General features: G+C 59.5%; 21 protein-coding genes, 1 tRNA gene and 1 pseudogene. 13 read left to right on the forward strand and 10 right to left on the reverse strand.

What is annotated here, in order from left to right; translation table 11 throughout:
- Positions 1–647 precede the first annotated feature (647 nt).
- The gene (locus tag CKW19_RS24515) at positions 648–1,886 is read right to left on the reverse strand and encodes a tyrosine-type recombinase/integrase (protein WP_060544071.1); all 1,239 of its coding nucleotides are present in this window, start codon (positions 1,884–1,886) and stop codon (positions 648–650) included.
- A 165-nt stretch (positions 1,887–2,051) separates the two neighbouring features.
- Positions 2,052–2,128, reverse strand: a tRNA-Arg gene (locus tag CKW19_RS24520).
- A gap of 349 nt (positions 2,129–2,477) precedes the next feature.
- On the opposite strand from CKW19_RS24520, the gene gabD reads away from it, so the two are divergent.
- The 3 genes from gabD (at position 2,478) to CKW19_RS24535 (ending at position 6,732) form a co-directional block, all read left to right on the forward strand.
- Positions 2,478–3,920, forward strand: a complete 1,443-nt coding sequence (gene gabD, locus CKW19_RS24525; protein WP_095060565.1) for an NADP-dependent succinate-semialdehyde dehydrogenase — start codon at positions 2,478–2,480, stop codon at positions 3,918–3,920.
- 184 nt (positions 3,921–4,104) lie between these two features.
- Entirely contained in the window at positions 4,105–5,382 is a 1,278-nt protein-coding gene (gabT, locus tag CKW19_RS24530) for a 4-aminobutyrate--2-oxoglutarate transaminase (protein WP_095060567.1), read from the forward strand.
- Between the two features lie 135 nt (positions 5,383–5,517).
- Positions 5,518–6,732 carry a response regulator gene (locus CKW19_RS24535; RefSeq protein WP_095060569.1) on the forward strand — a complete coding sequence of 405 codons (1,215 nt, stop codon included), beginning with the start codon at positions 5,518–5,520 and terminating at the stop codon, positions 6,730–6,732.
- 148 nt (positions 6,733–6,880) lie between these two features.
- On the opposite strand, the gene CKW19_RS24540 is transcribed toward CKW19_RS24535, so the two are convergent.
- On the reverse strand, positions 6,881–7,870 hold the full coding sequence (locus tag CKW19_RS24540) for a sensor domain-containing diguanylate cyclase (RefSeq protein ID WP_095060571.1): 990 nt from the start codon (positions 7,868–7,870) through the stop codon (positions 6,881–6,883).
- 220 nt (positions 7,871–8,090) lie between these two features.
- The gene (desA, locus tag CKW19_RS24545; protein WP_095060573.1) at positions 8,091–9,275 is read right to left on the reverse strand and encodes a delta-9 fatty acid desaturase DesA; all 1,185 of its coding nucleotides are present in this window, start codon (positions 9,273–9,275) and stop codon (positions 8,091–8,093) included.
- A gap of 146 nt (positions 9,276–9,421) precedes the next feature.
- Between desA and dibA the strand changes: the two genes are divergently transcribed.
- From dibA to CKW19_RS24575, 6 genes are all read left to right on the forward strand, one after another.
- Positions 9,422–11,341, forward strand: a complete 1,920-nt coding sequence (dibA, locus tag CKW19_RS24550; protein WP_095060575.1) for a phosphodiesterase DibA — start codon at positions 9,422–9,424, stop codon at positions 11,339–11,341.
- Positions 11,342–11,564: 223 nt separating this feature from the next.
- Positions 11,565–11,747 carry a sulfur starvation response protein OscA gene (oscA, locus tag CKW19_RS24555; protein WP_095060577.1) on the forward strand — a complete coding sequence of 61 codons (183 nt, stop codon included), beginning with the start codon at positions 11,565–11,567 and terminating at the stop codon, positions 11,745–11,747.
- A 144-nt stretch (positions 11,748–11,891) separates the two neighbouring features.
- Positions 11,892–12,905, forward strand: a complete 1,014-nt coding sequence (locus tag CKW19_RS24560) for a sulfate ABC transporter substrate-binding protein (RefSeq protein WP_095060579.1) — start codon at positions 11,892–11,894, stop codon at positions 12,903–12,905.
- 69 nt (positions 12,906–12,974) lie between these two features.
- Entirely contained in the window at positions 12,975–13,793 is an 819-nt protein-coding gene (cysT, locus tag CKW19_RS24565; RefSeq protein WP_095060581.1) for a sulfate ABC transporter permease subunit CysT, read from the forward strand.
- A 13-nt stretch (positions 13,794–13,806) separates the two neighbouring features.
- A complete protein-coding gene (gene cysW, locus CKW19_RS24570; RefSeq protein WP_095060583.1) occupies positions 13,807–14,676 on the forward strand; it encodes a sulfate ABC transporter permease subunit CysW in 870 nt (289 codons plus the stop codon).
- 3 nt (positions 14,677–14,679) lie between these two features.
- Positions 14,680–15,669: a sulfate/molybdate ABC transporter ATP-binding protein gene (locus CKW19_RS24575; protein ID WP_095060585.1), complete on the forward strand. Its 990-nt coding sequence runs from the start codon at positions 14,680–14,682 to the stop codon at positions 15,667–15,669.
- 106 nt (positions 15,670–15,775) lie between these two features.
- On the opposite strand, the gene CKW19_RS24580 is transcribed toward CKW19_RS24575, so the two are convergent.
- Positions 15,776–16,300: a DUF962 domain-containing protein gene (locus CKW19_RS24580; RefSeq protein ID WP_095060587.1), complete on the reverse strand. Its 525-nt coding sequence runs from the start codon at positions 16,298–16,300 to the stop codon at positions 15,776–15,778.
- A gap of 84 nt (positions 16,301–16,384) precedes the next feature.
- Here CKW19_RS24580 and CKW19_RS24585 point away from each other — a divergent pair, with 84 nt between their 5' ends.
- The 3 genes from CKW19_RS24585 (at position 16,385) to CKW19_RS24595 (ending at position 18,661) form a co-directional block, all read left to right on the forward strand.
- Positions 16,385–17,074, forward strand: coding sequence for a Crp/Fnr family transcriptional regulator (locus CKW19_RS24585; protein WP_095060589.1), 690 nt, complete (start codon positions 16,385–16,387; stop codon positions 17,072–17,074).
- A gap of 113 nt (positions 17,075–17,187) precedes the next feature.
- The gene (locus CKW19_RS24590) at positions 17,188–17,436 is read left to right on the forward strand and encodes a helix-turn-helix domain-containing protein (protein ID WP_095060602.1); all 249 of its coding nucleotides are present in this window, start codon (positions 17,188–17,190) and stop codon (positions 17,434–17,436) included.
- A complete protein-coding gene (locus tag CKW19_RS24595) occupies positions 17,429–18,661 on the forward strand; it encodes a type II toxin-antitoxin system HipA family toxin (protein WP_095060591.1) in 1,233 nt (410 codons plus the stop codon). The genes CKW19_RS24590 and CKW19_RS24595 overlap by 8 nt, the downstream gene beginning before the upstream one ends.
- Here the strand turns inward: CKW19_RS24595 and CKW19_RS24600 are convergent, their stop codons facing one another.
- A complete protein-coding gene (locus CKW19_RS24600) occupies positions 18,662–19,666 on the reverse strand; it encodes an AraC family transcriptional regulator (RefSeq protein ID WP_095060593.1) in 1,005 nt (334 codons plus the stop codon). It abuts the gene before it with no gap.
- Between the two features lie 100 nt (positions 19,667–19,766).
- Here CKW19_RS24600 and CKW19_RS24605 point away from each other — a divergent pair, with 100 nt between their 5' ends.
- Entirely contained in the window at positions 19,767–20,840 is a 1,074-nt protein-coding gene (locus tag CKW19_RS24605; protein WP_095060595.1) for a fatty acid desaturase, read from the forward strand.
- Positions 20,841–20,957: 117 nt separating this feature from the next.
- On the opposite strand, the gene CKW19_RS24610 is transcribed toward CKW19_RS24605, so the two are convergent.
- The 4 genes and pseudogenes from CKW19_RS24610 to CKW19_RS29245 all read right to left on the reverse strand — a co-directional run.
- Positions 20,958–22,568 carry an arylsulfatase gene (locus CKW19_RS24610; protein ID WP_095060596.1) on the reverse strand — a complete coding sequence of 537 codons (1,611 nt, stop codon included), beginning with the start codon at positions 22,566–22,568 and terminating at the stop codon, positions 20,958–20,960.
- 15 nt (positions 22,569–22,583) lie between these two features.
- Positions 22,584–23,399, reverse strand: coding sequence for an ABC transporter ATP-binding protein (locus CKW19_RS24615; RefSeq protein WP_095060598.1), 816 nt, complete (start codon positions 23,397–23,399; stop codon positions 22,584–22,586).
- Positions 23,396–24,994: an ABC transporter permease gene (locus CKW19_RS24620; protein ID WP_095060600.1), complete on the reverse strand. Its 1,599-nt coding sequence runs from the start codon at positions 24,992–24,994 to the stop codon at positions 23,396–23,398. The genes CKW19_RS24615 and CKW19_RS24620 overlap by 4 nt, the downstream gene beginning before the upstream one ends.
- A gap of 94 nt (positions 24,995–25,088) precedes the next feature.
- Positions 25,089–25,196 (reverse strand): annotated as a pseudogene (locus CKW19_RS29245) (IS110 family transposase); the annotation flags it as partial.

Consider the following 25,196-nt stretch of genomic DNA (forward strand, 5'->3'; position numbering starts at 1 on the left):
CAACAATCCGAGAGTCGGCAGAGGACCAAATTGGTCGCGTTTCTGACAGTCATTCCAGATGTTCAGGCAGGCGAGTGCCAGGTCTGTCTGATGTGGCTTATGCTTTGGTCCTCGACGTCCCCTTTCGGCGGCAACCCTGCCCCAACTCTCGATTATCGCCTTCCTGATCGTCCTCGGCCCAACTGTTTCTCCCCCGCCTAGATCGTCACTAGGAATCCAGTGGAGCTCTCGGTATAACGATTCCGCTAGCTCCCGATTTCCGTTCTGCAAAGCTCTCGTCTGAGCCGCCCAGTTGCTATCGGTGATCCTGCTCAGGGATTCGTTGTAGATGTGATCTGTGAGGGAGGAGCATTTGCTCAAGGCGTCTAAGAGATGAGCATCATCCATGGCTGTCATGGCTTTCATTTCACGTCGGCTGCCTCTCAAGGTTGCAGCCTTTAGCTTGCGCTCCTCGTGGTGCCCTTTTGCTACTGCGACGTAGTTCAGCAGAGCGCGGAGGCGGCACTCGCAAATCCGGTACTCAGTCAGTACGAGTGCTTGGGATATAAGCTTTTCGTTCTCTGTCGCAGTGACTGCCGCTTCAAAGGGGAGTCTTGACCAATGCGGTTCGTCCCTCTCGGACAAGATTGTTCCGTCCATTTGTGTCGTCATGCTCGCTTGAACTCCACCACATTGCCCGCAGCCAGTCTATCCAGGTGGTCGGCATACCACTGCATCATGGTGCGTCGTTGTTCTAGATAGGTAGCTTTGTTGTAAACGCCGGCAATCCCGTCTTTGACGTGCGATAGCTGAGCCTCAATGTGGTTTTCGTCAAAGCTATTTTCATTGAGGATCGTGCTGGCGATGTGTCTGAACCCATGGCCGGTCTGCCGACCTTCATAGCCAAGTCGGCGCAGGGCCATCAGGAAGACGGTATTGGAGCGCGGCTTGGTGGTGTCGCTACGGCCAGGGAACAGCAGTAAATAAGCTCCGGTGAGGTTGTGCAGATCGCGCAGCAGTTCCACGGCTTGGCGGGGGAGGGGAAACATATGCTCGCGACGGCGCTTCATCCGTTCAGCGGGAATCGTCCAAAGGCCAGTGTCTAGATCGAACTCAGACCACCGGGCCTCTCGCAGCTCAGACGGCCGGCAGGCGAGCATAGACAGTAAGTGCAGACCAATACGAATGTCGGTAGCGCTCGGGTACGCTCTGATGGCTCGTAACAGGGGCGGCAGTTCGTCGATTGAAACATGGGCATAGTTCTCGGCTGGCTTGGTCAGCAGAAATTTATGCAGCCCTTCCAGCGGGTTGTGAGTGGCGCGGCCAGTGACGCGGGCCAGGTCGTAAATTTCCCGGCATATAGCACGTACCCGGCTAGTCTGTTCGACAATGCCGGTCTGTTCCATGCCGCGCAGGAACTCCATCCATTCCATCGGCAGAACGCCTTGATAGGGTCGCTTACCAAAGACTGGGAACACGTGAAGTTCCAGTGCACCTATGACCCTGGTCGCCGTCCCGGCACTCCACCCTTTGCGCTTGTTGGCGTACCACTCGCGAGCCAGATGCTCGAAAGTATTGTTGGCTGCCTCGCGCTCCGCTGCCTTTTGGGCGCGCTGGGTGGCGAGCATGCTGCCATCTTTCGTTGTGCTATCGCGTAGTTCTGCTGCTTTCTGGCGCGCCTGTTCGCCGGTCAACTGGTGGCTACCTTTACCATAGCCTCCAAGGCCTAGCCAGGACCATTTGCCATCGGCTTTTTTGTAGCGCAGCTCCCAGGACTTTTGGCCGGTTGGCTTCACTCGCAGATAGAGCCCAGCGCCATCTAGCTCCCGGTAGGTACTGGCCTCTGGCTCAAGGCTGGCCAGGGTAGTGTCTGCCATCGGACGACGCTTAATCTCCGAACGCTTCATGCGTGTATGCCCCAGTTTCAAAATATTGGCGAGCATACAAGCAGGCATACACGGGGCGCAATGCTGTGTGGGTTCATTCGTAAACGTACAGACACAAGAAAGCCCGCACAGGGCGGGCTTCTTGGGGTGTTTCCAGTCATGTGGGAACATGTGGAAACTAATGGTTGGTGCACCAGGCGGGATTCGAACCCACGACCCCTGCCTTCGGAGGGCAGTACTCTATCCAGCTGAGCTACTGGTGCAATGCGGGCGCCATGATACTCATATGCATTGCGGGCGTCCATGCTGCTGAATCGTCTGCGTTTTTCGAAGCTGTTATAGGCGTTTGCTACGCTGATCAGAAAAATGAGGCAAAAACGACGTTTTCGTTCTTTTTTTCGAACAGCCTATTGTCCTTTACCCCCTTTGATCCTAGGATTCGTTTGAGATTTCAAACGCTCTTGTCTGGGTGCTGAACCGCACGAGTTCAATCAGTGCGCTATTTATGTGCTTCAGCCCGGTGAATGATTTCCCTGACGGCAGCCTATTGAGGCGCCTTTCTACAATCATAATTCGCTCCGTATTGTTACGGTGCTGTTAAGGAAAGCCGACATGCAGCTTAAAGACACCCAGTTGTTTCGCCAGCAAGCCTTCATCGATGGCGCGTGGGTCGATGCGGACAATGGTCAGACGATCAAGGTCAACAACCCGGCAACGGGCGAAATTCTGGGCACTGTGCCGAAAATGGGCGCTGCCGAAACCCGCCGTGCAATCGAAGCCGCTGATAAAGCGCTGCCGGCCTGGCGTGCACTGACCGCCAAGGACCGTGCGAACAAGCTGCGTCGCTGGTTCGAACTGATCATCGAGAACCAGGACGACCTGGCTCGCCTGATGACCATGGAACAAGGCAAGCCATTGGCCGAAGCCAAGGGCGAAATCGTTTACGCCGCTTCCTTCATCGAGTGGTTCGCCGAAGAAGCCAAGCGCATCTACGGTGATGTGATTCCGGGCCACCAGCCAGACAAGCGCCTGATCGTGATCAAGCAGCCAATCGGCGTGACCGCTGCAATCACCCCGTGGAACTTCCCGGCTGCAATGATCACCCGTAAAGCCGGCCCGGCCCTGGCCGCCGGTTGCACCATGGTGCTCAAGCCTGCTTCGCAAACTCCGTTCTCCGCGTTCGCCCTGGCTGAACTGGCCCAGCGTGCCGGCATCCCGGCTGGCGTGTTCAGCGTGGTGTCCGGCAGCGCCGGCGACATCGGCAGCGAGCTGACCAGCAACCCGATCGTGCGCAAACTGTCCTTCACCGGTTCGACCGAAATCGGTCGTCAACTGATGTCGGAATGCGCCAAGGACATCAAAAAAGTGTCCCTGGAACTGGGTGGCAATGCGCCGTTCATCGTGTTCGACGACGCGGACCTGGATAAGGCCGTCGAAGGCGCGATCATTTCCAAATACCGTAACAACGGCCAGACCTGCGTCTGCGCCAACCGCCTGTACATTCAGGATTCGGTGTACGACGCGTTCGCCGAAAAACTGAAAGTGGCTGTGGCCAAACTCAAGATCGGCAACGGTCTGGAAGACGGCACCACCACCGGCCCGCTGATCGACGAAAAAGCGGTCGCCAAGGTACAAGAGCACATCGCTGACGCCGTCTCCAAAGGCGCCACGGTGCTGTCCGGCGGCAAGCCGATGGAAGGCAACTTCTTCGAACCGACCATTTTGACCAACGTGCCGAACAACGCGGCCGTGGCCAAGGAAGAAACCTTCGGTCCATTGGCTCCACTGTTCCGCTTCAAAGACGAAGCCGATGTGATCGCGATGTCCAACGACACCGAATTCGGTCTGGCCTCGTACTTTTATGCTCGCGACCTGGGTCGCGTGTTCCGTGTGGCTGAAGCCCTGGAATACGGCATGGTTGGCGTCAACACCGGCCTGATCTCCAACGAAGTCGCGCCGTTCGGCGGCATCAAGGCCTCGGGCCTGGGCCGTGAAGGCTCCAAGTACGGCATCGAAGATTACCTGGAAATCAAATACCTCTGCCTGGGCATCTAAGCCCGGCAAGGCATTGCTTCAAGCGCAAAGGGCACGAGAGCGCTGACCCTTTGCGCCGCTTCAAACGGAATTTTATCTGCGGCCGGGAACGCTGTAGCAGTCGATCATCGCATGCTGCCACCGTTGACTCCCCGCCGCATTTTCCTTGAACCACGCCGCCCGATGAGCGGCGAATGAGGACTTTATGAGCAAGACTAACGCTTCTTTGATGGCCCGCCGTACCGCTGCTGTTCCACGTGGTGTTGGCCAGATTCACCCGATCTTCGCCGAGTCCGCGAAAAATGCGACCGTAATCGACGTTGAAGGTCGCGAGTTCATCGACTTCGCCGGTGGTATCGCTGTGCTGAACACCGGCCACGTGCACCCGAAAATCATCGCCGCCGTGACCGAGCAGCTGAACAAGCTGACCCACACTTGCTTCCAGGTACTGGCCTACGAGCCGTACGTGGAAGTGTGCGAAAAAATCAACGCCAAGGTCCCAGGTGATTTCGAGAAGAAAACCCTGCTGGTCACCACCGGTTCCGAAGCGGTAGAAAACGCCGTGAAAATCGCCCGTGCCGCCACTGGCCGTGCCGGCGTGATCGCGTTCACCGGCGCCTACCACGGTCGCACCATGATGACCCTGGGCCTGACCGGTAAAGTCGTGCCTTACTCGGCCGGCATGGGCCTGATGCCAGGCGGCGTGTTCCGCGCCCTGTACCCGAATGAGCTGCACGGTGTGAGCATCGACGATTCGATCGCCAGCATCGAACGCGTCTTCAAGAACGATGCAGAGCCGCGTGACATCGCTGCAATCATCATCGAGCCGGTTCAGGGCGAAGGTGGTTTCTACGTTGCGCCTAAAGAATTCATGAAGCGTCTGCGTGCACTGTGCGACCAGCACGGCATCCTGCTGATCGCCGACGAAGTACAGACGGGTGCTGGCCGTACCGGTACGTTCTTCGCCATGGAACAGATGGGCGTTGCTGCCGACCTGACCACCTTCGCCAAATCCATCGCTGGCGGCTTCCCGCTGGCCGGTGTGTGCGGCAAGGCCGAATACATGGACGCCATCGCTCCAGGCGGCTTGGGCGGCACCTACGCCGGTAGCCCGATCGCTTGCGCCGCGGCCCTGGCCGTGATGGAAGTGTTCGAAGAAGAACACCTGCTGGACCGCTGCAAGGCTGTCGGCGAGCGTCTGGTCACCGGCCTGAAAGCCATCCAGGCCAAGTACCCGGTGATCGGTGAAGTGCGTGCCCTGGGCGCGATGATCGCTGTCGAGCTGTTCGAAAACGGCGACAGCCACAAGCCGAACGCTGCCGCTGTGGCATCGGTTGTGGCCAAGGCTCGCGACAAGGGTCTGATCCTGCTGTCCTGCGGCACCTACGGCAACGTTCTGCGCGTCCTGGTACCGCTGACCTCGCCGGACGAGCAACTGGACAAAGGTCTGGCGATCATCGAAGAGTGCTTCTCCGAGCTCTGATCACCGAGTGTGACCTGATCCACAAAAAACCCGCTTCGGCGGGTTTTTTACGCCCCTTGAAACGCATCCAGCGCATTAGCGCTGTATCGAAGGGCCAGCATTGGCTAAGGTTTCTGCATTGCCAGGGAGCGTTGTATGCCAGCCGTCACTTTGCCCGCCGTTCCACGCGTACTGATCGCCGAGGCTGACCCTTGGTCCCGGGACCTGCTCAAGGAAGTGCTGTTGAACGTTCGCTGCGATGCGCGGCTGGACTTGTGCGCCGACGGTCAGCACGCACTGGAGTTGCTGGCGGCTAATCCTTACGACCTGGTGATCGCTGACTGGGAGTTGCCCGGCGTCGATGGCCTGAATGTCTTGCGCAGTGTTCGCCAGCGCAAACGCAACCCGCCGCTGCCCTACATGCTGATGAGCAGTCGCAACGACAGCGCCAGTGTGCGTGAAGCTCTGCCGCTCGCACCGACGGCGTATCTGACCAAGCCCCTGAACATGGAAAGCCTGACCCGCCGCTTGCAGGATTTGCTGCTGGACGCTGGCGAAGAGGTGTCATGTGAAGTGCCGGCGCTGGCACCGGGGATGACATTGCCGGTGTTTCTGGAGCGTCGTCGCGAGCTGGCAGAGGGTGCGCCGCTGATGACGGACGTGCAGGTAGCAGTCAAGCGCAGCCTCAATCCCAACGGCCTCGATCTGACCGTGCTCGAAGATGAAATCCGCACCGATCCGCAGGTCACTGCTGTGCTCATCGCTGCGGCCAATAGCGCGGCCCAGCATCATGGCGCGGCGGTACAGACGTTGTCCCAGGCGCTGCACCGCCTGGGCACCGGCCAGAGCATGAACCTGATCCTCGGGCTGGCACTCAAGCGCAGTGCACGGCTCAGCGATCCTTGCCTGGCCGACTACGCCGAGCGCTACTGGGAGCTGTCGTTGCACACCGCCGAATTTGCGCGAACCCTGGCGCGCTTGCTCGATCTGGATCAGGAGCGCTGCTACTGCGCCGGCATGCTGCACCGTCTCGGTGATCTGGCGCTGCTTCGGTGTTTGCAGGAATGGAAGCAGGCCGGGGGTGAGCTGGATGAATTGGAGGAGGTCGGCGAGTCGCTGGCCAAATTCGGCGCAGCCTATGGTTCGGCGCTGCGCACCCGTTGGCGTCTGCCGTTGGAGTTGCGCGAGTTGATTGCAGCGGCCTACCAGCTCGGTGGCGGGGTTTACTCGCGCGAAGCGCTGGTGATGAACATGGCGGCGCAGCTGGCGCGTCTGACCGAGCACGAGGGCATCGAGGCGCTGGCGAAGAGCCGGACGGCGCGGTTGCTCAAGATCGGCTTGCCGGAGTTGATGCGGCTGCGCAAGAAGTAAGTTTCACGCGAATTTTTGTGGGCGCGAGCCTTGTGGCGAGGGGCCTTGCCCCCGTTCGGTTGCGGAGCAGCCGTAAAACCAGCAAATGCGATTGTTCTGAAAATACCGGATCGCTCCCTCGCCACAGGTGTGAATCTTCAAAAAACAGTCAGGCCGTGACAATCCGGTTCTTGCCCTCATGCTTGGCCTGATACATCGCGGCATCGGCACGGGCAAACAGGCTCTCCACGTTCTCATCCTCGGCAATGAGGCTGGTCAGCCCCTGACTCACGGTAATGCCGAATGTCTGGCCCTCATGACTGAAGCTCAATCCCTGAATCTCCCGTTGCAGGCGTTCGGCGACGTGCAGGGCCATCTGAGGCGTGCAGCCGGGAAACACCGCAGCAAACTCCTCCCCGCCAATGCGCCCGAACAAATCGCCACGCCGCAGGGCTGCACGGCCACTCTCGGCAATGCGTTGCAGCACGTTGTCGCCTTGCTGATGGCCGTAGGTGTCGTTGATCGTTTTGAAGTCATCGATGTCGAGCATCAGAAACGACAAGGGTTCGCCCTGTTGCCGTGCGTGCTCGAACGCTCGGTGGGCGCACTCGAAGAAGTGCCGGCGGTTGCTGCTTTGGGTCAGGTCGTCGGTGGTCGCCAGTCGATGCAGCTCGGCTTCCATCTGCTTCTTGTCGGTGATGTCTTCGGCGATGCCGACGATGATCACCGGTTGCCCGGGTTCCGGCTGGCGATTGATGAAGCATTTGTCGCTTATCCAGCGGACCTGGCCGTCGGGGGCGACAATTCGATATTCGCGATCTTCGACAGCGCCCTTGACCAGAACATCGGCCAGGCTGCGTTCTGCATAGTCCAGGTCATCGGGGTGGATGCTGTCGCGCCATTGATTGCTGTCGGCCAGCAGCAGATCGGCCGAGCGCCCCACGATCCGCTCGTAAGCGGGGCTGACATACAGCACCTGGCGGGTTTCCCAGTCAAACGCCCAAAGTACCGCGTTGACGCTCACCATCAGCGTACTGAACAGCTGCTCACGTTCGTTCAGGCGTGCGACTTCACCTTCGGCATGCATCAATGCCATGAGGGTTTGCGCAGCCTCGGGCCATTGCGAGGGGGATGGGTCTTTCAGGTTGTTTTTGACCATCGACACAAATCTCAAAGGACGTGCGCCGCTTGAGGTTCGACAGCGGCTACAACGAAGCCCGCCTGGAGGGCGAAGTGTTTTTGAGATAGGGGATTTGAAGCGAAGTTCCCGCTTGTTGTGGCGAGGGAGCTGGCTCCCGCCGGGCGGTACTGATGGCGGTTTCAGTCAGGTCGCAAACCAATGTGGGAGCGAGCAGGCTCGCTCCCACAGGTTTTTTGGCTCAGACAGCAGCAGGGCGCAGGGAGTAGGTTTTCAACTGGTCGGCAAAGTCACGCAGGGATTGAATCCCGCTGGCTTCTGCCTCGTGAATCCATTCCTTGATGGCGGCCAGCATGTCGTGACCATTTGAGCTGGTCTTGACCCAGATCTGCTGCAAGGCCAGGCGTTTCTCGTAAATTACCGTCAGTGCCTGGCTGTGTTCGAGCATGTTCTGAATGCGCGCATGGTGTTTGTCATCCAGCAGGCTGGTTTCACGCGAGAGCAGGCGTTTGGCCCGGCGGAACTGGTGACGGACCGAGTGATCGACCTTTTCCAGCTCTTGCTTGACCAGTGGGCCGATCACCAATTTGCGGTACTGGGCCATGATCTGGAAGCGGTTGTTGAGGATCGCCATCGCGGTGTCCATGTCCAGGTTGCCCTTGCCTTCGACGCGGTGGGCAATCGGCGCGACCCGCTGGACCTTGGCCAGACGCAGGAAGCTGAACACTTGAATCCAGGCCCAGCCCAGGTCGAATTCCCACTTCTTCACCGACAGTTTTGCCGAGTTAGGGTAGGTGTGATGGTTGTTATGCAGTTCTTCACCGCCAATCAGGATGCCCCACGGCACCAGGTTGGTCGCGGCGTCGCGGCATTCGAAGTTGCGATAGCCAACGGCATGGCCCAGGCCATTGACCACGCCGGCGGCCCACACCGGGATCCACATCATCTGGATGGCCCAGATGGTGATGCCGATGGTGCCGAACAACAACAGGTCGATAACGCCCATGATGGCGATGCCCAGCAGCGGAAAGCGGCTGTAGAGGTTGCGTTCGATCCAGTCTTCGGGGCAGTTCTTGCCGTAGATGCGCAGGGTCTCGGGGTTTTCCGCTTCGGCGCGGTACAACTCGGCGCCTTTGCGCAGGACCGTGGACAAACCCTTGATGACCGGGCTGTGCGGGTCATCGACGGTTTCGCACTTTGCGTGATGCTTGCGGTGGATGGCCGTCCACTCGCGGGTGTTCTGCGCCGTGGTCAGCCACAGCCAGAAACGGAAAAAGTGCTTCAGGCCGGCATTCAGCTCAAGGGAGCGATGGGCTGAGTAACGATGCAGATAAACCGTGACGGCAATGATCGTGACGTGGGTCATCAGCAGGGTGACTGCCACCAGTGACCAGGGCGACAAGCCAAGAAAACCTTCGTACCACATAGGCTGTAGGGCCCTCGATAAAGAAAAAACAGCCGTTGCATTATCACTAAGCCCACAGAGAAAACCAGTCGCCCTTTCAGATAAGAGTGGCTGGATGTGTCTTTAAACTATAATTCCAACCTTTTTGTAGGGACATGGATCGCCTAATGTCTGTCACCTATCGCGATGCTCTGCGTGCAGCGCTGCTTTATCTAGTGTTTTCTGCTGCCTGGCTGCTGCTGAGTGGCTATTTATTGAACAATTTCTTCGATGATTCTCTCGAGCGTCTGCGATGGCAACTGATCAACGGTTACGTTTGGGTGCTGCTCAGCGCCGGCTTGATCTTTATCGCCCGGGCGCGGCTGCTCCGCTGTCTGGGCATCGGCGCCAAGCTGCGTGAGCGTAACGCTGATCGCGAGCGTCTGCGCCAGGCTGCTGCGGTGTTCGATTGCACGCGCGAAGGGGTGTTGGTCACCAACCTCGAAGGCTTGATCGTCCACGTGAACCGGGCATTCATCGACATCACCGGTTACCACTGCAAGGACGTGCTGGGTCAAAGGCCCTGTCTGTTCAAGTCGGGGCGGCATCCCCCTACTTTTTATCAGGCCATGTTTGCCGCACTCCACAGCGTCGGAGAGTGGAGCGGGGAAATCTGGAACCGGCGCAAGAGCGGCGAGATTTACCCGCAATGGCAGACGATTCGCCTGACTCACGACGACGAAGGTCGCCCCAGTCATTACGTGGCGGTGTTTTCCGACATCAGTGCAATCAAGAAATCCGAGCACGAACTGATGCACCTGGCGCACCACGACCCGCTGACTGACTTGCCAAACCGTCTGCTGTTCACCGACCGCGCCGAACAGGCCTTGGCGTCGGCGCAGGTTCACAAGCGCGGCTGTGCGCTGCTGATGATCGATCTGGATCATTTCAAAATGATCAACGACAGCCTCGGGCATACCATCGGCGATCAATTGCTGAAGGCCGTGGCCGAGCGCCTGAGCGACATGTTCGGTCCGGGCATTACCCTGGCGCGGCTGGGCGGTGACGAGTTCGCCGTGCTCGCCGAAAGTTGTCCGCAGCTGGTTCAGGCGGCCGCGCTGGCTCAGCGAATCATCGATGGGCTCAAGGAGCCGTTCGTTATCGATCGCCATCAGTTGTTTATCAATACCAGCATCGGCATCAGTCTGTTTCCCGGCGATGCGCTGAGCGTCGAGCAATTGTTACGCAACGCCGACTCGGCCTTGTTCAAGGCCAAGAGCGCCGGCCGCAACGGCTATGCCCTGTACACCGAAGAGCTGACGGCCCACGCCCAGCAGCGGGTCGAGATCGCTTTCGAGCTGCGTCGCGCCCTGGACCAGCAGGAACTGCGGGTGTACTACCAGCCGGTTCACGACCTCAAGACTTCTCGCCTGATTGGCGTCGAGGCGCTGGTGCGATGGGAGCATCCGCAGCGGGGTTTGGTGTCGCCGGCGGAATTCATTCCGGTCGCCGAGCGTACCGGTTTGATTGCCGAAATCGATGCCTGGGTCATGGGGCAGGCGTGTCGGCAGATGTGTCAGTGGCATCAGGACGGAGTGGCGTTGTCGTTTGTGGCGGTCAACGTTTCGTCGCGCCTGTTCGCCCGCCGCGAGCTGTACCAGCAGGTGGCGCAAGTGCTGCATGAAACCGGACTGGATCCGGCGTATCTGGAGCTGGAAGTCACCGAAAGCGCGGTGATGGAGGACCCGGAAGTCGCGCTGGAGCAGATGCATCGCCTGCGCGAGTTGGGTGTGCGCCTGGCCATCGATGATTTCGGCACCGGTTATTCGTCACTGTTGCGACTCAAGCGTTTGCCGGTGCAGAAGCTGAAAATTGACCAGGGCTTCGTGGCCGGATTGCCATGGGACGAGGATGACGCGGCCATTTCGCGGGTGATCGTCGCCCTGGCCCAGAGCATGGGCATGCAAGTGCATGCCGAGGGGATCGAACAGGTTGAGCAAGCGGCTTTCCTGCTTGAGCACAGTTGCGATCTAGGGCAAGGCTACTGGTTTGGGCGGCCGGTGCCGGCAGGGCAGTTGAATTGGACGCATGCGCCGATCATCGCCTGACTTACAAAATCCCTGTGGGAGCGAGTGTGCTTCCACAGGTTTTTTGTGTGCTTGAAAGTGGGCGGTTCATCTCAAGTCCTTGTCCCGTCAAACAATGTTTTTTGGTTATATAAACATTCTTAAATAGTCTTTTTAAGAATATCCGCGCCTCTCTACTATTGGCTTCACGCCGCAAGCAGTGCCGCCACTGCCAGGCAAACCTCTCAGTTGAAGGAGCAGCCCCATGAGCGCATCCCTGCGTAGTGTCGACGGTCAAGACGAAACCACCATCCTGCGTGAAATCCAGAGTGCATTGCGCGACCTGCGCTTTGGCGCCGTGGAAATCACCGTGCATAACGCCCAGGTGGTGCAGATCGAGCGCAAAGAAAAATTCCGTCTGCAGCAGCCGGCCCACAAGCCGGGCTGAAGAAGTTCGCAGCCTGCGCCAGCTCCTGCAGAAGCACGCGATCACCTGCAGGAGCTGCCGAAGGCTGCGATCTTTGAACCGGCAACGCGATTCCAGAAATCCATAAAAAAAGCCAACAAACCAAGAATTCCAGGAGCTTTCACCATGTCGTCGATTCGTCATTTCGCTTTGGCCGCCCTGGCCAGCGCCCTTTTTGCCGGCTCCGCTGTTGCCAAGGACTACGAGCTGCTCAACGTCTCGTATGACCCGACCCGTGAGCTGTATCAGGACTACAACGCTGAGTTCATCAAGTCCTGGCAGAAGGATCATGCTGGCGACACGGTGAAGATCCAGCAGTCTCACGGCGGTTCGGGCAAGCAGGGCCGGGCGGTCATCGACGGCCTGCGTGCCGACGTCGTAACCCTGGCCCTGGCCGGTGACATCGACGAAATCGCCAAGCTCGGCAAAACCCTGCCGGCGGACTGGCAAAAACGCCTGCCGCAAGCGAGCACGCCGTACACCTCGACCATCGTGTTCCTGGTGCGCAAGGGCAATCCTAAAGGCATCAAGGACTGGGGCGATCTGGTCAAGAACGACGTCTCGGTGATCACCCCGAACCCGAAAACCTCCGGTGGCGCTCGCTGGAACTTCCTCGCGGCCTGGGCTTATGGCCTGAAAGCCAATGGCGGCGACGAGGCCAAGGCCAAGGAATACGTGCAGACCCTGTTCAAGCACGTGCCTGTGCTGGACACCGGTGCGCGTGGTTCGACCATCACTTTCGTCAACAACGGTCAGGGCGATGTATTGCTGGCCTGGGAAAACGAAGCCTTCCTGGCGCTGAAAGAAGAGGGCGGCGCCGAGAAGTTCGACATCGTCGTGCCTTCGCTGTCGATCCTCGCCGAGCCACCAGTGGCCGTGGTCGATAAAAACGCGGAGAAAAAGGGCAACACCGAGATCGCCGAGGCATACCTCAAGCACCTGTACAGCCCGGCTGGCCAGGAAATCGCGGCGAAAAACTTCTATCGTCCACGTGACAAGGATGTGGCCGCCAAGTACGCCCAGCAGTTCCCGAAACTGGAGCTGGTGAGCATCGACAAGGACTTCGGCGGGTGGAAAACCGCGCAGCCGAAATTCTTTAACGACGGTGGCGTGTTCGACCAGATCTACCAGGCGCAGTAATCTTAAATAGCCATCAACGAGCCCCGGATTCGACTCCGGGGCTTATTGCGTTCTCAACCAAGGACTTTTATGTCGCGTCGTATCTCCCCCGTCATACCCGGCTTCGGGCTGACGCTGGGCTACACCTTGGTGTATCTCAGCCTGATTGTGCTCATACCCCTGGCGGCGATGTTCGTGCACGCCGCTCAACTTACCTGGGAACAGTTCTGGGCAATCATCTCGGCGCCCAGAGTGCTGGCGGCGTTGAAGCTCAGCTTCGGCACCGCCCTGTGTGCCGCGATCATCAACGGCATCATCGGCACGCTCCTGGCCTGGGTATTAGTGCGCTATACCTTCCCTGGACGAAAAGTGATCGATGCAATGATCGACTTGCCGTTCGCATTGCCCACTGCCGTCGCGGGTATCGCACTGACCGCGCTGTACACACCTACCGGTCTGGTCGGTCAATTCGCAGCGGATTTGGGTTTCAAGATTGCCTATGCCCCCTTGGGCATCACCCTTGCCCTCACTTTTGTGACACTTCCATTCGTAGTACGTACCGTACAGCCAGTATTGGCCGATATTCCCCGTGAAGTGGAAGAAGCGGCCGCGTGCCTCGGTGCCAAACCGTTGCAGGTATTCCGCCATATTCTGGTTCCGGCACTGCTTCCGGCGTGGCTGACAGGGTTCGCCCTGGCCTTTGCCCGCGGGGTCGGCGAGTACGGTTCGGTGATTTTCATCGCCGGCAACATGCCGATGAAAACCGAGATCCTGCCGCTGCTGATCATGGTCAAGCTCGACCAGTACGATTACACCGGCGCTACCTCCATTGGTGTACTGATGCTGGTGGTTTCTTTCATTCTGCTGCTGCTGATCAACTTGCTGCAGCGACGCATCGAAACCCCATAAGGAGGCGGCACCCATGTCCCAATCGTCTATTGCTGCCGCGTCCTCGAACGCTGCCCGTCGTGGCAGTGCAACGTCGCGGCGAGTCCTGATCGGTCTTGGCTGGCTGATTTTTGCGCTGTTCCTGTTGCTGCCGCTGTTCATCGTGGTGTCCCAGGGCCTGAAGCTCGGCCTCGGTGCGTTCTTTTCCGCGATCTTTGAACCGGATGCGTTGTCGGCACTGAAACTCACGGTGATTGCCGTACTGATCTCGGTGCCGCTGAACCTGGTGTTCGGTGTCAGCGCCGCGTGGTGCGTGAGCAAGTACTCGTTCCGCGGCAAGAGCATGCTGGTGACGCTGATCGATCTGCCGTTCTCGGTATCGCCGGTGATCGCGGGTCTGGTCTATGTGCTGATGTTCGGCGCCCAGGGCTTGTTCGGCCCTTGGTTGCAGGATCACGACATCCAGATCGTCTTCGCCCTGCCGGGTATCGTGCTGGCGACGATTTTCGTCACCGTGCCGTTCGTGGCCCGTGAACTGATCCCGCTGATGCAGGAACAAGGCACCCAGGAAGAGGAGGCCGCGCGCCTGCTCGGCGCCAACGGTTGGCAGATGTTCTGGCACGTCACTGTGCCCAACATCAAATGGGGCCTGATCTATGGCGTGGTGCTGTGTACCGCGCGGGCCATGGGTGAATTCGGTGCGGTGTCGGTGGTTTCCGGGCACATTCGCGGGGTGACCAACACCTTGCCGCTGCACGTCGAGATCCTCTACAACGAATACAACCACGTGGCCGCGTTCGCCGTGGCGAGCCTGTTGCTGATCCTGGCGCTCTTCATCCTGCTGCTCAAGCAGTGGAGCGAAAACCGTATTAACCGCCTGCGCGCCAGCGCCGCGGAGGAATAATTCATGTCGATCGAAGTGCGTAACGTCAGCAAGAATTTCAACGCGTTCAAGGCGCTGGACAACATCAGCCTGGACATCCAGAGCGGCGAACTCGTCGCGTTGCTCGGCCCGTCCGGTTGCGGCAAGACCACGCTGTTGCGGATCATCGCCGGCCTGGAAACCCCGGATCAGGGCAACATCGTGTTCCACGGTGAAGACGTCTCCGGCCACGACGTGCGCGATCGCAACGTCGGTTTCGTGTTCCAGCACTACGCCCTGTTCCGCCACATGACGGTGTTCGACAACGTCGCGTTCGGCCTGCGCATGAAACCGAAAAACCAGCGCCCGAGCGAAAGCCAGATCGCCACCAAAGTGCACGAACTGTTGAACATGGTGCAGCTGGACTGGTTGTCGGATCGCTACCCGGAACAGCTCTCCGGTGGTCAGCGTCAGCGTATTGCCCTGGCCCGAGCGCTGGCGGTTGAGCCGAAAGTGCTGTTGCTCGACGAACCTTTTGGCGCCCTCGACGCCAAGGTCCGTAAAGAGCTGCGCCGCTGGTTGGCGCGCCTGCACGAAGACATCAATCTGACCTCGGTATTCGTGACCCACGACCAGGAAGAAGCCATGGAAGTGGCCGACCGCATCGTGGTGATGAACAAGGGCGTGATCGAGCAGATCGGCTCACCGGGCGACGTCTACGAAAACCCGGCCAGCGATTTCGTCTATCACTTCCTCGGCGACTCCAATCGCCTGCATCTGGGTGGCGACGATCACGTGTTGTTCCGTCCGCATGAAGTGTCGCTGTCGCGGCATGAACTGGAAGATCACCACGCCGCTGAAGTGCGTGATATTCGACCGCTGGGGGCGACGACGCGGGTGACGTTGAAGGTCGAAGGTCAGAGCGATCTGATTGAAGCCGAAGTGGTCAAGGATCACGACAGCCTGGTGGGGTTGGCGAAGGGCGAGACGTTGTTCTTCAAGCCGAAGGTCTGGCAGAAAGTCGCCAACATCTGACTCTGATCGAAGGAAACCCTGTAGGAGCTGGCTTGCCAGCGATCAATGACAACGCGGTGTGTTTGATGCACCGCTATCGCCGGCAAGCCGGCTCCTACAGATCCGTTCAGGCCGCCGCATTTTTGCGACTGACCCGAACACCCCCTGCCCGCGCCTCGATCTGCTCTTTCAGCTCATGCCGCATCCCCAGCATGAACGCCAGTTCGGCCACCACAAACAACGGCCCGACAATCAACCCCGTCACGTCATCGACGAACGCCGGTTTGCGTCCTTCGTAATGATGGCCGACAAACTGGATCGCCCAGCCAATCACAAACATCGCCACACCGCTGCTCAGCCACACCAGCGTGCTTTGCTGTGCAAGCACATGGCCGGTCCACACGGACAACCCGAGCAACACTGTCATCAGCACGCCCAGGCGCAACTCCAGCCGCAGGTAAAACCACGCCGACGCCAGCGCCACCAGCACCGCGGGCGAAATCCACACGCCACCCAGCGACCATTCCGGCCGGGACAGCAACACCGCGACGGCCACCACGATCAGGGGAATACCAATGAAGTGCGTGGCAATGTTGCGCGGGTCGCGGTGGTACGCGGCGTATTGACTGAGGTGGTCGACGAGGCTTTTCATTGTTGTTCTCCTGTAGGGTGATGAGATCATGCCCCGGCGCCACGTTGCGCTCTGTCAGCCAGGCGACAATCTCTAGGAGTTTTCATGGATATGCAGGACTGGCGTCCACGCCTGATGCGCGGTCAGTGGTTCAGTCAATTGCCTGTTTCCCTACAGGATAGTCTGCTGTCGGCCACCAAGGTACGACGCCTGACGCCGGGCCAGCGGCTGTTCAAACGCGGCGATCGACCCTGCGGCCTGTATGCGGTGCTGGAGGGGGCGGTACGCATCGGCGCCGTGAACGAGCAAGGCAAAGAGGCGCTGCTGAGCCTGGTGGAAGCGCCGCACTGGTTCGGTGAAATCGGTTTGTTCGATGGTCAGCCACGGACCCACGACGCATTTGGCGTGGGCCAATGCACCTTGTTGCACATCCCGCAAAACGTCCTGCTGGCCTTGCTCGACCAACAGCCGCTGCACTGGCGGCCACTGGCGCTGCTGATGAGCCATAAGCTGCGCCTGACATTCATCAACCTCGAACAACTGAGCCTGATGCCAGCCCCGACCCGGCTGGCGCACCGCTTGCTGATGATCGCCGCAGGCTACGGCGGCGAAATCGACGAACCGCGTCGCATCCTGCAACTGCCGCAGGAACAGCTTGCCGCCATGTTGTCGCTGTCGCGCCAGACCACCAACCAGATCCTCAAGGATTTGCAGGGCCAGGGGATCATCGGGCTGAGTTACGGCGAAATTGAAATCCTTGATGCCGAGCGGTTGCGGGTGTTGGCGATGGTTTGATGCCTGATAACGCGTCAGAAAATGTAGCTGGACTTCAATCATGATCTGCACTAAATACAATGCATATCGTCTTTTTTATAAAATATGCACTGTATACGATGCATGGTGGTGAAATGGAAAACCTTGGCAAGCTGATCCGAACGTTACGCAAGGAGAGAAAACTCTCCCAGCAGGCATTGGCACAGCAATACGGAATGAGCCGGGCAACGATCTCCGGCATCGAAAACAACACCCTCCCCGAAATTGGCCTGCGCAAGGTCGAGGCGATCCTCAATGGCCTCGGTTATGAGCTGACGGCTGTGCCGCGACAGTCGAAGCGGCCGACGCTGGACACCCTGAAAAAGGTGGACTTCCATGGATGAGCCGCAGGAAAAGGATCGACTGGCGATCAGTGTTTCCAACAGTGCAGTGGGAATCCTTGGTCGCGGTCAGCTTCCTGTTGATACCGTGTTTGCTTACGCCGAAAACGCGTCAGAGCAAGACGCCGTCTCGTTGACCATGCCGGTGCGGCTGGAGAGTTACGCGTGGGAATCGGGCGTTCCACCGGTTTTTGAAATGAATCTGCCTGAAGGCGCCCTGCGTGATGAATTGACTCGTCGCTTCAGCAAGGCCGTCCGAGGGTTTGACGATTTCTCGATGCTTGCCATCGTCGGCCCGCACCAGCTCGGAAGGGTCGGCATTTCAAAAGCCCAGGGTCCGGGTGAGCAGCCACCTGAAACCAGCCTGGCGGACCTTCTTGTGCATGATGGTGCGCAAGGTCTGTTCGAAGACCTCTTGCAGACCTATGGCCAGTATTCGGGGGTTTCCGGAGTGCAGCCGAAGGTACTGGTGCGTGACAGCGCGTCGACCATCGATCGGCTGTCCCATCGGGGGGCCACGCATTTGGTCAAGGCCTTTCGTCCTGAGCAATACCCGGAGCTCGCTGCCAATGAATACTTCTGCATGCGGGCGGCGTTGCATTCGGGTCTCGAAGTGCCGAAGTTTGAACTCAGTGAGCACGGCAAGTTTTTGATCGTTGAACGCTTCGACCTGAATGAAAAAGGTTACCTGGGGTTCGAGGACTTTTGCGTGCTCAATGCGTGGCCATCAAAAGCCAAATACGATGGTTCATACGAAGGTGCGGCCAAGCAGATCAAGGCCTTTGTTTCTCCTCCTTTGCTCAATCAGGCATTGGAGTCGTTTTTCAAAATCGTCGCGCTTTCATCGGGTCTGAAGAATGGCGACGCGCACCTGAAGAACTTCGGTGTTTTGTACGAAGACTGCGGAGTCGATGCAGCAATCAGCCTGGCACCTGCCTACGACATCATCACTACGTCGGTCTACATCAAGGCCGATAGCATGGCGCTGCTATTGGGCGGATCGAAGGCGTGGCCGAAGTACAAGATGCTGATGCGGTTTGGCCGTTCCGCCTGCAATTTGACCGAGGGGCGTTGCAATGAATTGTTGCAACAGGTCATGCATGGGATGTCAGTGGCGATGGGCGAGATGGGCCAATACATAAAAACAAGCAGTGCCTTTTCCGAGGTTGGAGAGGCAATGCTGGGGCAGTGGAACGAGGGTATGGCACGCAGCCTGGTCAAAGGCTGATCACCGCAACCCATCCCGAAACTGCCCAGGCGTCATTCCCGTCCAGCGCTTGAAGGCGCGGCTGAAGCTGCTGGTGTCGGCAAATCCGAGCAAGTAACTGATCTCGCTCAGTGACACCTGCAGGTCACGCAGGTGCAGCAGCGCGAGGTTTTCGCGGCTTTCGTTGAGCAGGGTGTCGAACCGGCAGCCTTCGTCGGCCAGGTGCCGTTGCAGGCTGCGCAGGCTCAGGTGCAACGTCTGGGCGATGTGTTCGGCGCTGGGTTCGCCTTCGGGCAGTTGTTCTTCAATGGCATCGCGGACTTTGCGTTCCCACGTCAACGGTTTGAGTTGCGCGAGGGTACGCCTGAGCACGGTTTCGTTGTGCTCGGCCAGTTCCGGGTTCGCGTCGTCGAGGTGGCTGTCGAAGTCGGTGAGGGCGAACTCCAGCCGGTCCTCATCGGCGCCGAAGTGCACCGGCGAGCGAAAGACTTTATGCCATTGCTGTGCATCCACAGGCTCCGGGCGGCGCAGGTACGTCGCCAGTGGCGCATAGTCGCGGCCGAGGCGATTGCGGCAGGTGCGCACGTAAATCGCCATGAACGCATCAATGGCTTCGAAGGCCGGCGGTGGATTGCCGATCGGCATCTTCAGGCGAAAGTGGTAGCGATCCTCGGCCCGGCTCAGCTCCAGCTCCAGGGCATCGCTGACCACCTGGTGATAACGCACGATCCGCTCGAACACTTCTCGCAGGCTGCCGCTGGCCACCAGCGCATAACCCAGCGCATGAAACGTGGTGGGGCTGACAAAACGGGAAACACGCAAACCAATCGCCGGGTCGCCGCTGACCTGCACTGCCAATTCCCACAGGCGCGTGGTGCCGGACAACGGGTAGCGGGCGTTCGGGTCGTCCATCAACTGCGGGTCGAGCCCCGCTTGCTGGCACAGGCTGGTGCTGTCGAGGCCAAGGGCGTCGAGTTGCTTGCGCAAGGCGCGGGTCCAGCTGGCGAGGGAGGTCGGTTCAGTCATGCTGATTGGCGCTTCCAGTCAACAGGTTGGCGTTCTCGGCTACCGCGTTGCGAGGCTTCGCAAGGCAGGATGCAACCATCAATAACCAGAGGATGGAAGCATGGACGGTACTTCTGCAAGTCCCCAGCGACTGAATGCAGCTCAGCGATCAGCACATATTCGCCAAGTAGTGCTGGCCAGAGGGGTTGAGCTGCGTGAGCGTTACCCGATTCTCAAACATCAGGATGCCCTCGGCGCGGGCATTCTGGGCTTGGCGCTGACCGGCATGATCGGTTCGGCGGCGCTCTACATCACCGGGCACATGGCCTGGTGGGCGTGCCTGTTGCTCAACGCTTTTTTCGCGTCGTTGACCCATGAGCTGGAGCACGACCTGATTCACAGCATGTACTTCCGCAAACAGAAGGTGCCGCACAACCTGATGATGGGGTTGGTATGGCTGGCGCGACCGAGCACGATCAACCCGTGGATTCGCCGCCATCTGCACCTCAATCACCACAAGGTTTCCGGTACGGAAACCGACATGGAAGAGCGGGCGATCACCAACGGCGAGCCTTGGGGAGTCGCCCGTTTGTTGATGGTCGGTGACAACATGATGTCGTCGTTCATCCGCATGCTTCGCGCAAAAACATGGGCGCAAAAGTACAGCATCATTTACCGCACGCTGAAGGTCTACGCGCCGCTGGCGCTGGTGCATTGGGGCGCGTGGTACGTGTTCCTCGGTTTCCACGCCGCGAACGGCATCACGCATCTGATGGGCACGCCAATCGAATGGTCGGCGACCACGTTGTCAGTGATGCAGGTGATCGATATCGCGGCGGTGGTGATCATCGGCCCGAACGTGTTGCGCACGTTCTGCCTGCACTTCGTCAGCTCGAACATGCACTATTACGGCGACATCGAGCCGGGCAATGTGATGCAGCAATGCCAAGTGCTGAACGCATGGTGGTTGTGGCCGTTGCAGGCGTTCTGCTTCAACTTCGGCAGCAGCCATGGCATCCATCACTTTGTGGTGAAGGAACCGTTTTACATCCGCCAGTTGACCGTGCCGGTGGCGCACAAGGTGATGCGCGAGATGGGCGTGCGGTTTAATGATTTTGGGACGTTTGCGCGGGCGAACCGGTTTGTGCGCAGGGAAGAAGTACAGGGGCAGACTGTGGAGAGTGCGCGCGCTTGATGGCCTCATCGCTGGCAAGCCAGCGCCTACAGGGTTTGTCGGTGTGAATGCGATCGTCGTATCACATCGATCATTGTAGGAGCTGGCTTGCCAGCGATGGCGGTAGATCAGGCTGAATCAATCCGGCTGAAACGGCGACTCGCTCAAGATCACCCCGGTCTCATCCACATACCGCTGCCAATGCTCGATCAAGGCACTGAGCTTTTCCGGCTGACTCGACGCCAAGTCATGAATTTCCCCCGGATCACTGTCCAGGTCATACAACTGCCAGGTCGCCGGCCCTACCGGTCCCGGGATGTAGACCGCCTTCCATTGCCCCTGCCGAATGGCCCGCCGCCCAAACAATTCCCACCCGGTGACGGTGTGCTCGTCATGCACCTGTGCGGTCTCGCCCGACAGGAACCCCAGCCACGATTTCCCGCGAACTTGCGCCACGGGTTTGCCGTGCCATTGCTTGCCAGGATGGCGCACACCGGCCAGGTCCAGAATGGTTGGCGTGATGTCCATCACCGTACCAAATCCATGGCTGATCTGGCCCTTGAGCGGCAGTTGCGGATAGTGCACCAGCGCCGGAACACGGATCCCGCCTTCGGTGGTGAAGGCCTTGAACAGCCGCGACGGTGCAGTGGCGACCTGCGCCCAGTTCGGCCCGTACCAGACGTAGGAATTGGCGCGGCCGATGTTGTCCAGGCTGTTGTCGTAATGCTGGTTGAGGTAGGTCAGCAATTGCGGGCCGAATTTCGGGAAAGCCTCCAGCAGCGCGCCTTCGGCACCGTTGTCGGACATGAACAGGATGAACGTGTTGTCCAGTTGACCTTGCTGGCGCAGGTAATCGACGACGCGCCCGATGTTCCAGTCCATGCGCTCGACCATCGCCGCGTAAACCTCCATGGCCCGGGCGGAAATCTGCCGCTGCTCATCGCTCAGGGCATCCCATTGCGCGGTCAGCTGGATCAGTGGATGTGGCTCTACGTCGGCCTCGATCAACCCCAGTTTCTTGAGTTTTTCCAGGCGCTCCAGGCGCAGCACTTCGGGGCCTGCGTCATAACGGCCCCGGTATTTTTCGACCACATCGGCCGGCGCCTGCAATGGCCAGTGCGGCGCGGAAAACGGCAGGTAGGCGAAGAACGGCCGAGTCTGGTCGCGCTCCTTGAGGTATTGCAGCAGCTTGTCGCCGAAGGCGTCGGAGGAATAGAAATCCTTCGGCAGTTCATCGATGAATTGGTCGTCTTCGATGTACAGCGCCGGGGTGGATTTCAGCAGCCGGGGCGTCGTTTCATCGTAGGTCGGTTCGAAGCCGTAATGGTTGGCGGCGCCGGGCAGCAGCGAAAACGAACGCTCGAATCCCCGGGCGTGAGGCGCCAGTTCTGCGGTCAGGCCCAGGTGCCATTTGCCGCTCATCAAGGTTTGGTAACCGGCCTCGCGCAACAGCTCGGGCAGGGCGACGACGCGGTCGTTCAGGTGCCCTTCGTAACCCGGTTTGCCGATCAGGTCCGGGGTCAGTGCTTCGGCCATGGTGCCGATGCCGGCGATGTGATGATCGGTGCCGGTCAGCAGCATCGAACGGGTCGGCGAGCAGGTTGGCGCGGTGTGAAAATCGGTCAGACGCAGGCCGTTATTGGCCAGGGCATCGAGGTTTGGTGTGTTGATCTCGCCACCGAAGGCACCGAGATCGGAAAAGCCCAGGTCATCGGCCAGAATCACCAGAAAGTTGGGACGTTGCGGCATCAAAAATTTCCTTTTTCAGTAGGCAATGAAAGACAGCGGCAGGTCGCGGACCTGCACCGGGATGGGCGGCTGGTAGTGATCGTCGCTGGTGAGTTCGTGCAGCAGTTCTTCGCGCAGTTGGTGGAAGTCGAAACTGCTGCGCTGGCGCGGATGGGGCAGGGCGATGTCGACCACTTGCTTGATCCGCCCCGGACGCGGCTCCATCACCACCACGCGGTCGGCGAGAAAGATCGCTTCCTCGACATCGTGGGTGACCAGGATGGTGGTGATTTTTGCCCGGGCGCGGATCGCCAACAGTTCGTCCTGCATCTGCTGGCGGGTCAGCGCATCGAGGGCGCCGAAGGGCTCGTCCAGCAGCAGAATCCGTGGGCTCGCCACCAGACCGCGAGCAATCGCCACGCGCTGGGCCATGCCGCCGGAGAGCTGATGCGGATAGGCGCGGGTGAAGTCGCTCAGGCCCACCAGGTCGATGAAATCATCGATGCGTTTTTTCTTTTGCGCGGCACTCAACGGCTCATTGACCAAACCCAGGCCGATGTTGTCGGCCACGCTCAGCCACGGGAACAACCGATGCTCCTGAAAGACGATGCCGCGTTCGCCGCCGATGCCGCTGACGGCTTTTCCGTCCACGGTGATCTGCCCGCGAAACTGCGTATCGAGGCCCACCAACAGCCGCAGCAAAGTGGATTTGCCGCAACCGCTGGAGCCGACGATGGCGACGAACTCGCCCTCGGCAATGTCCAGGTTGAATTCGCGAATGGCTTCCAGTTCGAAGCCGTCGACGTCGAAGGTTTTGCCCACGTGATTGAAACTGACAATCGGTGCGTTCATGCGTGTCTCCAGCGGGTGGCGCGGATTTCCAGGCGTTGGCCAATGAGGTTGAGCAGGGCGCCGGTTAGGCCCACCAGCAACATGCCGGCCATGATCAGGTCCATGCGCAGCAGTTGTTGAGCGCCGATCATCTGGCTGCCGATGCCGCCGTTGGATGGCATGAAGTATTCGGCGCCGATGGTGCCGAGCCAGGCGTAGATCAGGCTCAACCTGAGCCCGGCGAAAATCCCCGGCGCGCTGCCCGGTAGCACCAATCGGCGCAGACGTTGGCGCAGGTTCAGACGCAGCACCTGAGCGGCTTCGTTGAGTAGCGGTGAGAGGTTGGCGACGCTGCGTTGAGTGGCGATAAACAACGGGAAAAAAGCGGCAAGGGCGACGAACACCCACTTGGCCAATTCGCCGAGACCGAACCATGCGGTGAGCAACGGCACCCAGGCGAAAATCGCAATCTGCCGGATGGCGGCGAGGGTCGGGCCGAGCACGCGTTCACTGATGCGCGACAGTCCCAGCAGCAGTCCAAAGGCAAAGCCGAGCCCGCCACCGAGCAGTAATCCACCAAGGGTTCGGCCCAGGCTCAGGGCCATGCCACCGATCAACGTGCCGTCGAGCAAACCGCTCCAGGTGGTCTGCAGGACCGCCAGCGGGCTGACCAGAATGTTTGCATCGACCCACTGCTGATCCGAGGTCAATTGCCACAACGCCAACAGCGCCAGCGGCAGCAGCCACGGTTGCAGGCGTTGCCAGCCTTGATAACGCGGGCCGCGACGGATCTCGGCGGTGGCCGGGTGCGGCCAGTGCACCAGTTTCCTGTCCAGCAGGCCGATGCCACGGTCCATCGCCACGCCGATCACACCGATCACCACGATGCACACGAAGACAATGTCGAGCATGAAAAGCTGTCGCGCCCAGACCATCAGGTAGCCGATGCCTTCGCTTGAGGCGAGCAGTTCCACGGCGAGCAACGACGTCCAGCCCGCTGCCAACGCAAGTCGCACACCGGCCATGAATGCCGGCAAGGCCGCAGGCAGTACCAGTCGCCGGATCAGCAGTCGCGGCGGCAAGCGCAACACGGCGGCGGCCTCGCGCAGTTTCGGTTGCGCATCCCGCACGCCGACCAGCGTGTGCAAGGTCACCGGCACTACGATGGCCTTGATCAGTACCACCAGTTTCAGCACTTCGCCGATGCCGAAAAACACCATGAACAATGGAATCCAGGCCAGCGTCGGGACCTGCGCCAACCCGGCGAACGTCGGGAACACCAGGCGCTCCAATCGAGGACTGAAACCCAGCGCCGCACCCAGCACAGCGCCGGCGCTGATCCCGGCCAACAGCCCCCAGAACAAGCGTTGCAGGCTGATCCATAAATGGCTCCACAACTCGCCTTGAGACAACTCAACAGCGCTGCTCCAGACCAGTGACGGTGCGGGCAGGATCTGCTCGCTCATCCAATGATTTCGACTGGCCAACCACCACAGGCTGAACAGGGCGGTTGGCAACAACCATGGCAACAAACGTTGGCCCAGGCTCGGCCACGTTCGCTGGTGTTTGAGCGATGGCGCAGGCAGCGGCAGGCTGAGAAGGGAAACACGGGCCATGGGTGACCTCCGTTGTCGGGTGAAGATCAAAAGATCGCAGCCTTCGGCAGTCCTACAGCGATCGACACCCCCTCTGTAGATACCGTCTTGCTTCTCATCGAGCAAGCGCAAGTTTCGGGTCAAAGGGTTGGCCCGACTTGAGCACTCCGTAAACGAAATGCAGCAGTTTGCGCATCGCCGCACAGATGATCTGCTTGGGGGC

It is taken from the genome of Pseudomonas sp. Irchel s3f7 (genome assembly GCF_900187615.1).
Lineage (GTDB): Bacteria > Pseudomonadota > Gammaproteobacteria > Pseudomonadales > Pseudomonadaceae > Aquipseudomonas.

What these genes read in the sequence shown, in the direction of transcription:
- CKW19_RS24515 (WP_060544071.1), bottom strand. Translation starts at nt 1,886, where the DNA reads ATGAAGCGTTCGGAGATTAAGCGTCGTCCGATGGCAGACACTACCCTG.
- CKW19_RS24560 (WP_095060579.1), top strand. Translation starts at nt 11,892, where the DNA reads ATGTCGTCGATTCGTCATTTCGCTTTGGCCGCCCTGGCCAGCGCCCTT.
- CKW19_RS24600 (WP_095060593.1), bottom strand. Translation starts at nt 19,666, where the DNA reads ATGACTGAACCGACCTCCCTCGCCAGCTGGACCCGCGCCTTGCGCAAG.
- CKW19_RS24585 (WP_095060589.1), top strand. Translation starts at nt 16,385, where the DNA reads ATGGATATGCAGGACTGGCGTCCACGCCTGATGCGCGGTCAGTGGTTC.
- CKW19_RS24605 (WP_095060595.1), top strand. Translation starts at nt 19,767, where the DNA reads ATGGACGGTACTTCTGCAAGTCCCCAGCGACTGAATGCAGCTCAGCGA.
- cysT (WP_095060581.1), top strand. Translation starts at nt 12,975, where the DNA reads ATGTCGCGTCGTATCTCCCCCGTCATACCCGGCTTCGGGCTGACGCTG.
- CKW19_RS24595 (WP_095060591.1), top strand. Translation starts at nt 17,429, where the DNA reads ATGGATGAGCCGCAGGAAAAGGATCGACTGGCGATCAGTGTTTCCAAC.
- CKW19_RS24540 (WP_095060571.1), bottom strand. Translation starts at nt 7,870, where the DNA reads ATGGTCAAAAACAACCTGAAAGACCCATCCCCCTCGCAATGGCCCGAG.
- CKW19_RS24620 (WP_095060600.1), bottom strand. Translation starts at nt 24,994, where the DNA reads ATGGCCCGTGTTTCCCTTCTCAGCCTGCCGCTGCCTGCGCCATCGCTC.
- CKW19_RS24610 (WP_095060596.1), bottom strand. Translation starts at nt 22,568, where the DNA reads ATGCCGCAACGTCCCAACTTTCTGGTGATTCTGGCCGATGACCTGGGC.
- desA (WP_095060573.1), bottom strand. Translation starts at nt 9,275, where the DNA reads ATGTGGTACGAAGGTTTTCTTGGCTTGTCGCCCTGGTCACTGGTGGCA.
- gabD (WP_095060565.1), top strand. Translation starts at nt 2,478, where the DNA reads ATGCAGCTTAAAGACACCCAGTTGTTTCGCCAGCAAGCCTTCATCGAT.
- dibA (WP_095060575.1), top strand. Translation starts at nt 9,422, where the DNA reads ATGTCTGTCACCTATCGCGATGCTCTGCGTGCAGCGCTGCTTTATCTA.
- CKW19_RS24615 (WP_095060598.1), bottom strand. Translation starts at nt 23,399, where the DNA reads ATGAACGCACCGATTGTCAGTTTCAATCACGTGGGCAAAACCTTCGAC.
- cysW (WP_095060583.1), top strand. Translation starts at nt 13,807, where the DNA reads ATGTCCCAATCGTCTATTGCTGCCGCGTCCTCGAACGCTGCCCGTCGT.
- CKW19_RS24590 (WP_095060602.1), top strand. Translation starts at nt 17,188, where the DNA reads ATGGAAAACCTTGGCAAGCTGATCCGAACGTTACGCAAGGAGAGAAAA.
- gabT (WP_095060567.1), top strand. Translation starts at nt 4,105, where the DNA reads ATGAGCAAGACTAACGCTTCTTTGATGGCCCGCCGTACCGCTGCTGTT.
- CKW19_RS24575 (WP_095060585.1), top strand. Translation starts at nt 14,680, where the DNA reads ATGTCGATCGAAGTGCGTAACGTCAGCAAGAATTTCAACGCGTTCAAG.
- CKW19_RS24580 (WP_095060587.1), bottom strand. Translation starts at nt 16,300, where the DNA reads ATGAAAAGCCTCGTCGACCACCTCAGTCAATACGCCGCGTACCACCGC.
- CKW19_RS24535 (WP_095060569.1), top strand. Translation starts at nt 5,518, where the DNA reads ATGCCAGCCGTCACTTTGCCCGCCGTTCCACGCGTACTGATCGCCGAG.
- oscA (WP_095060577.1), top strand. Translation starts at nt 11,565, where the DNA reads ATGAGCGCATCCCTGCGTAGTGTCGACGGTCAAGACGAAACCACCATC.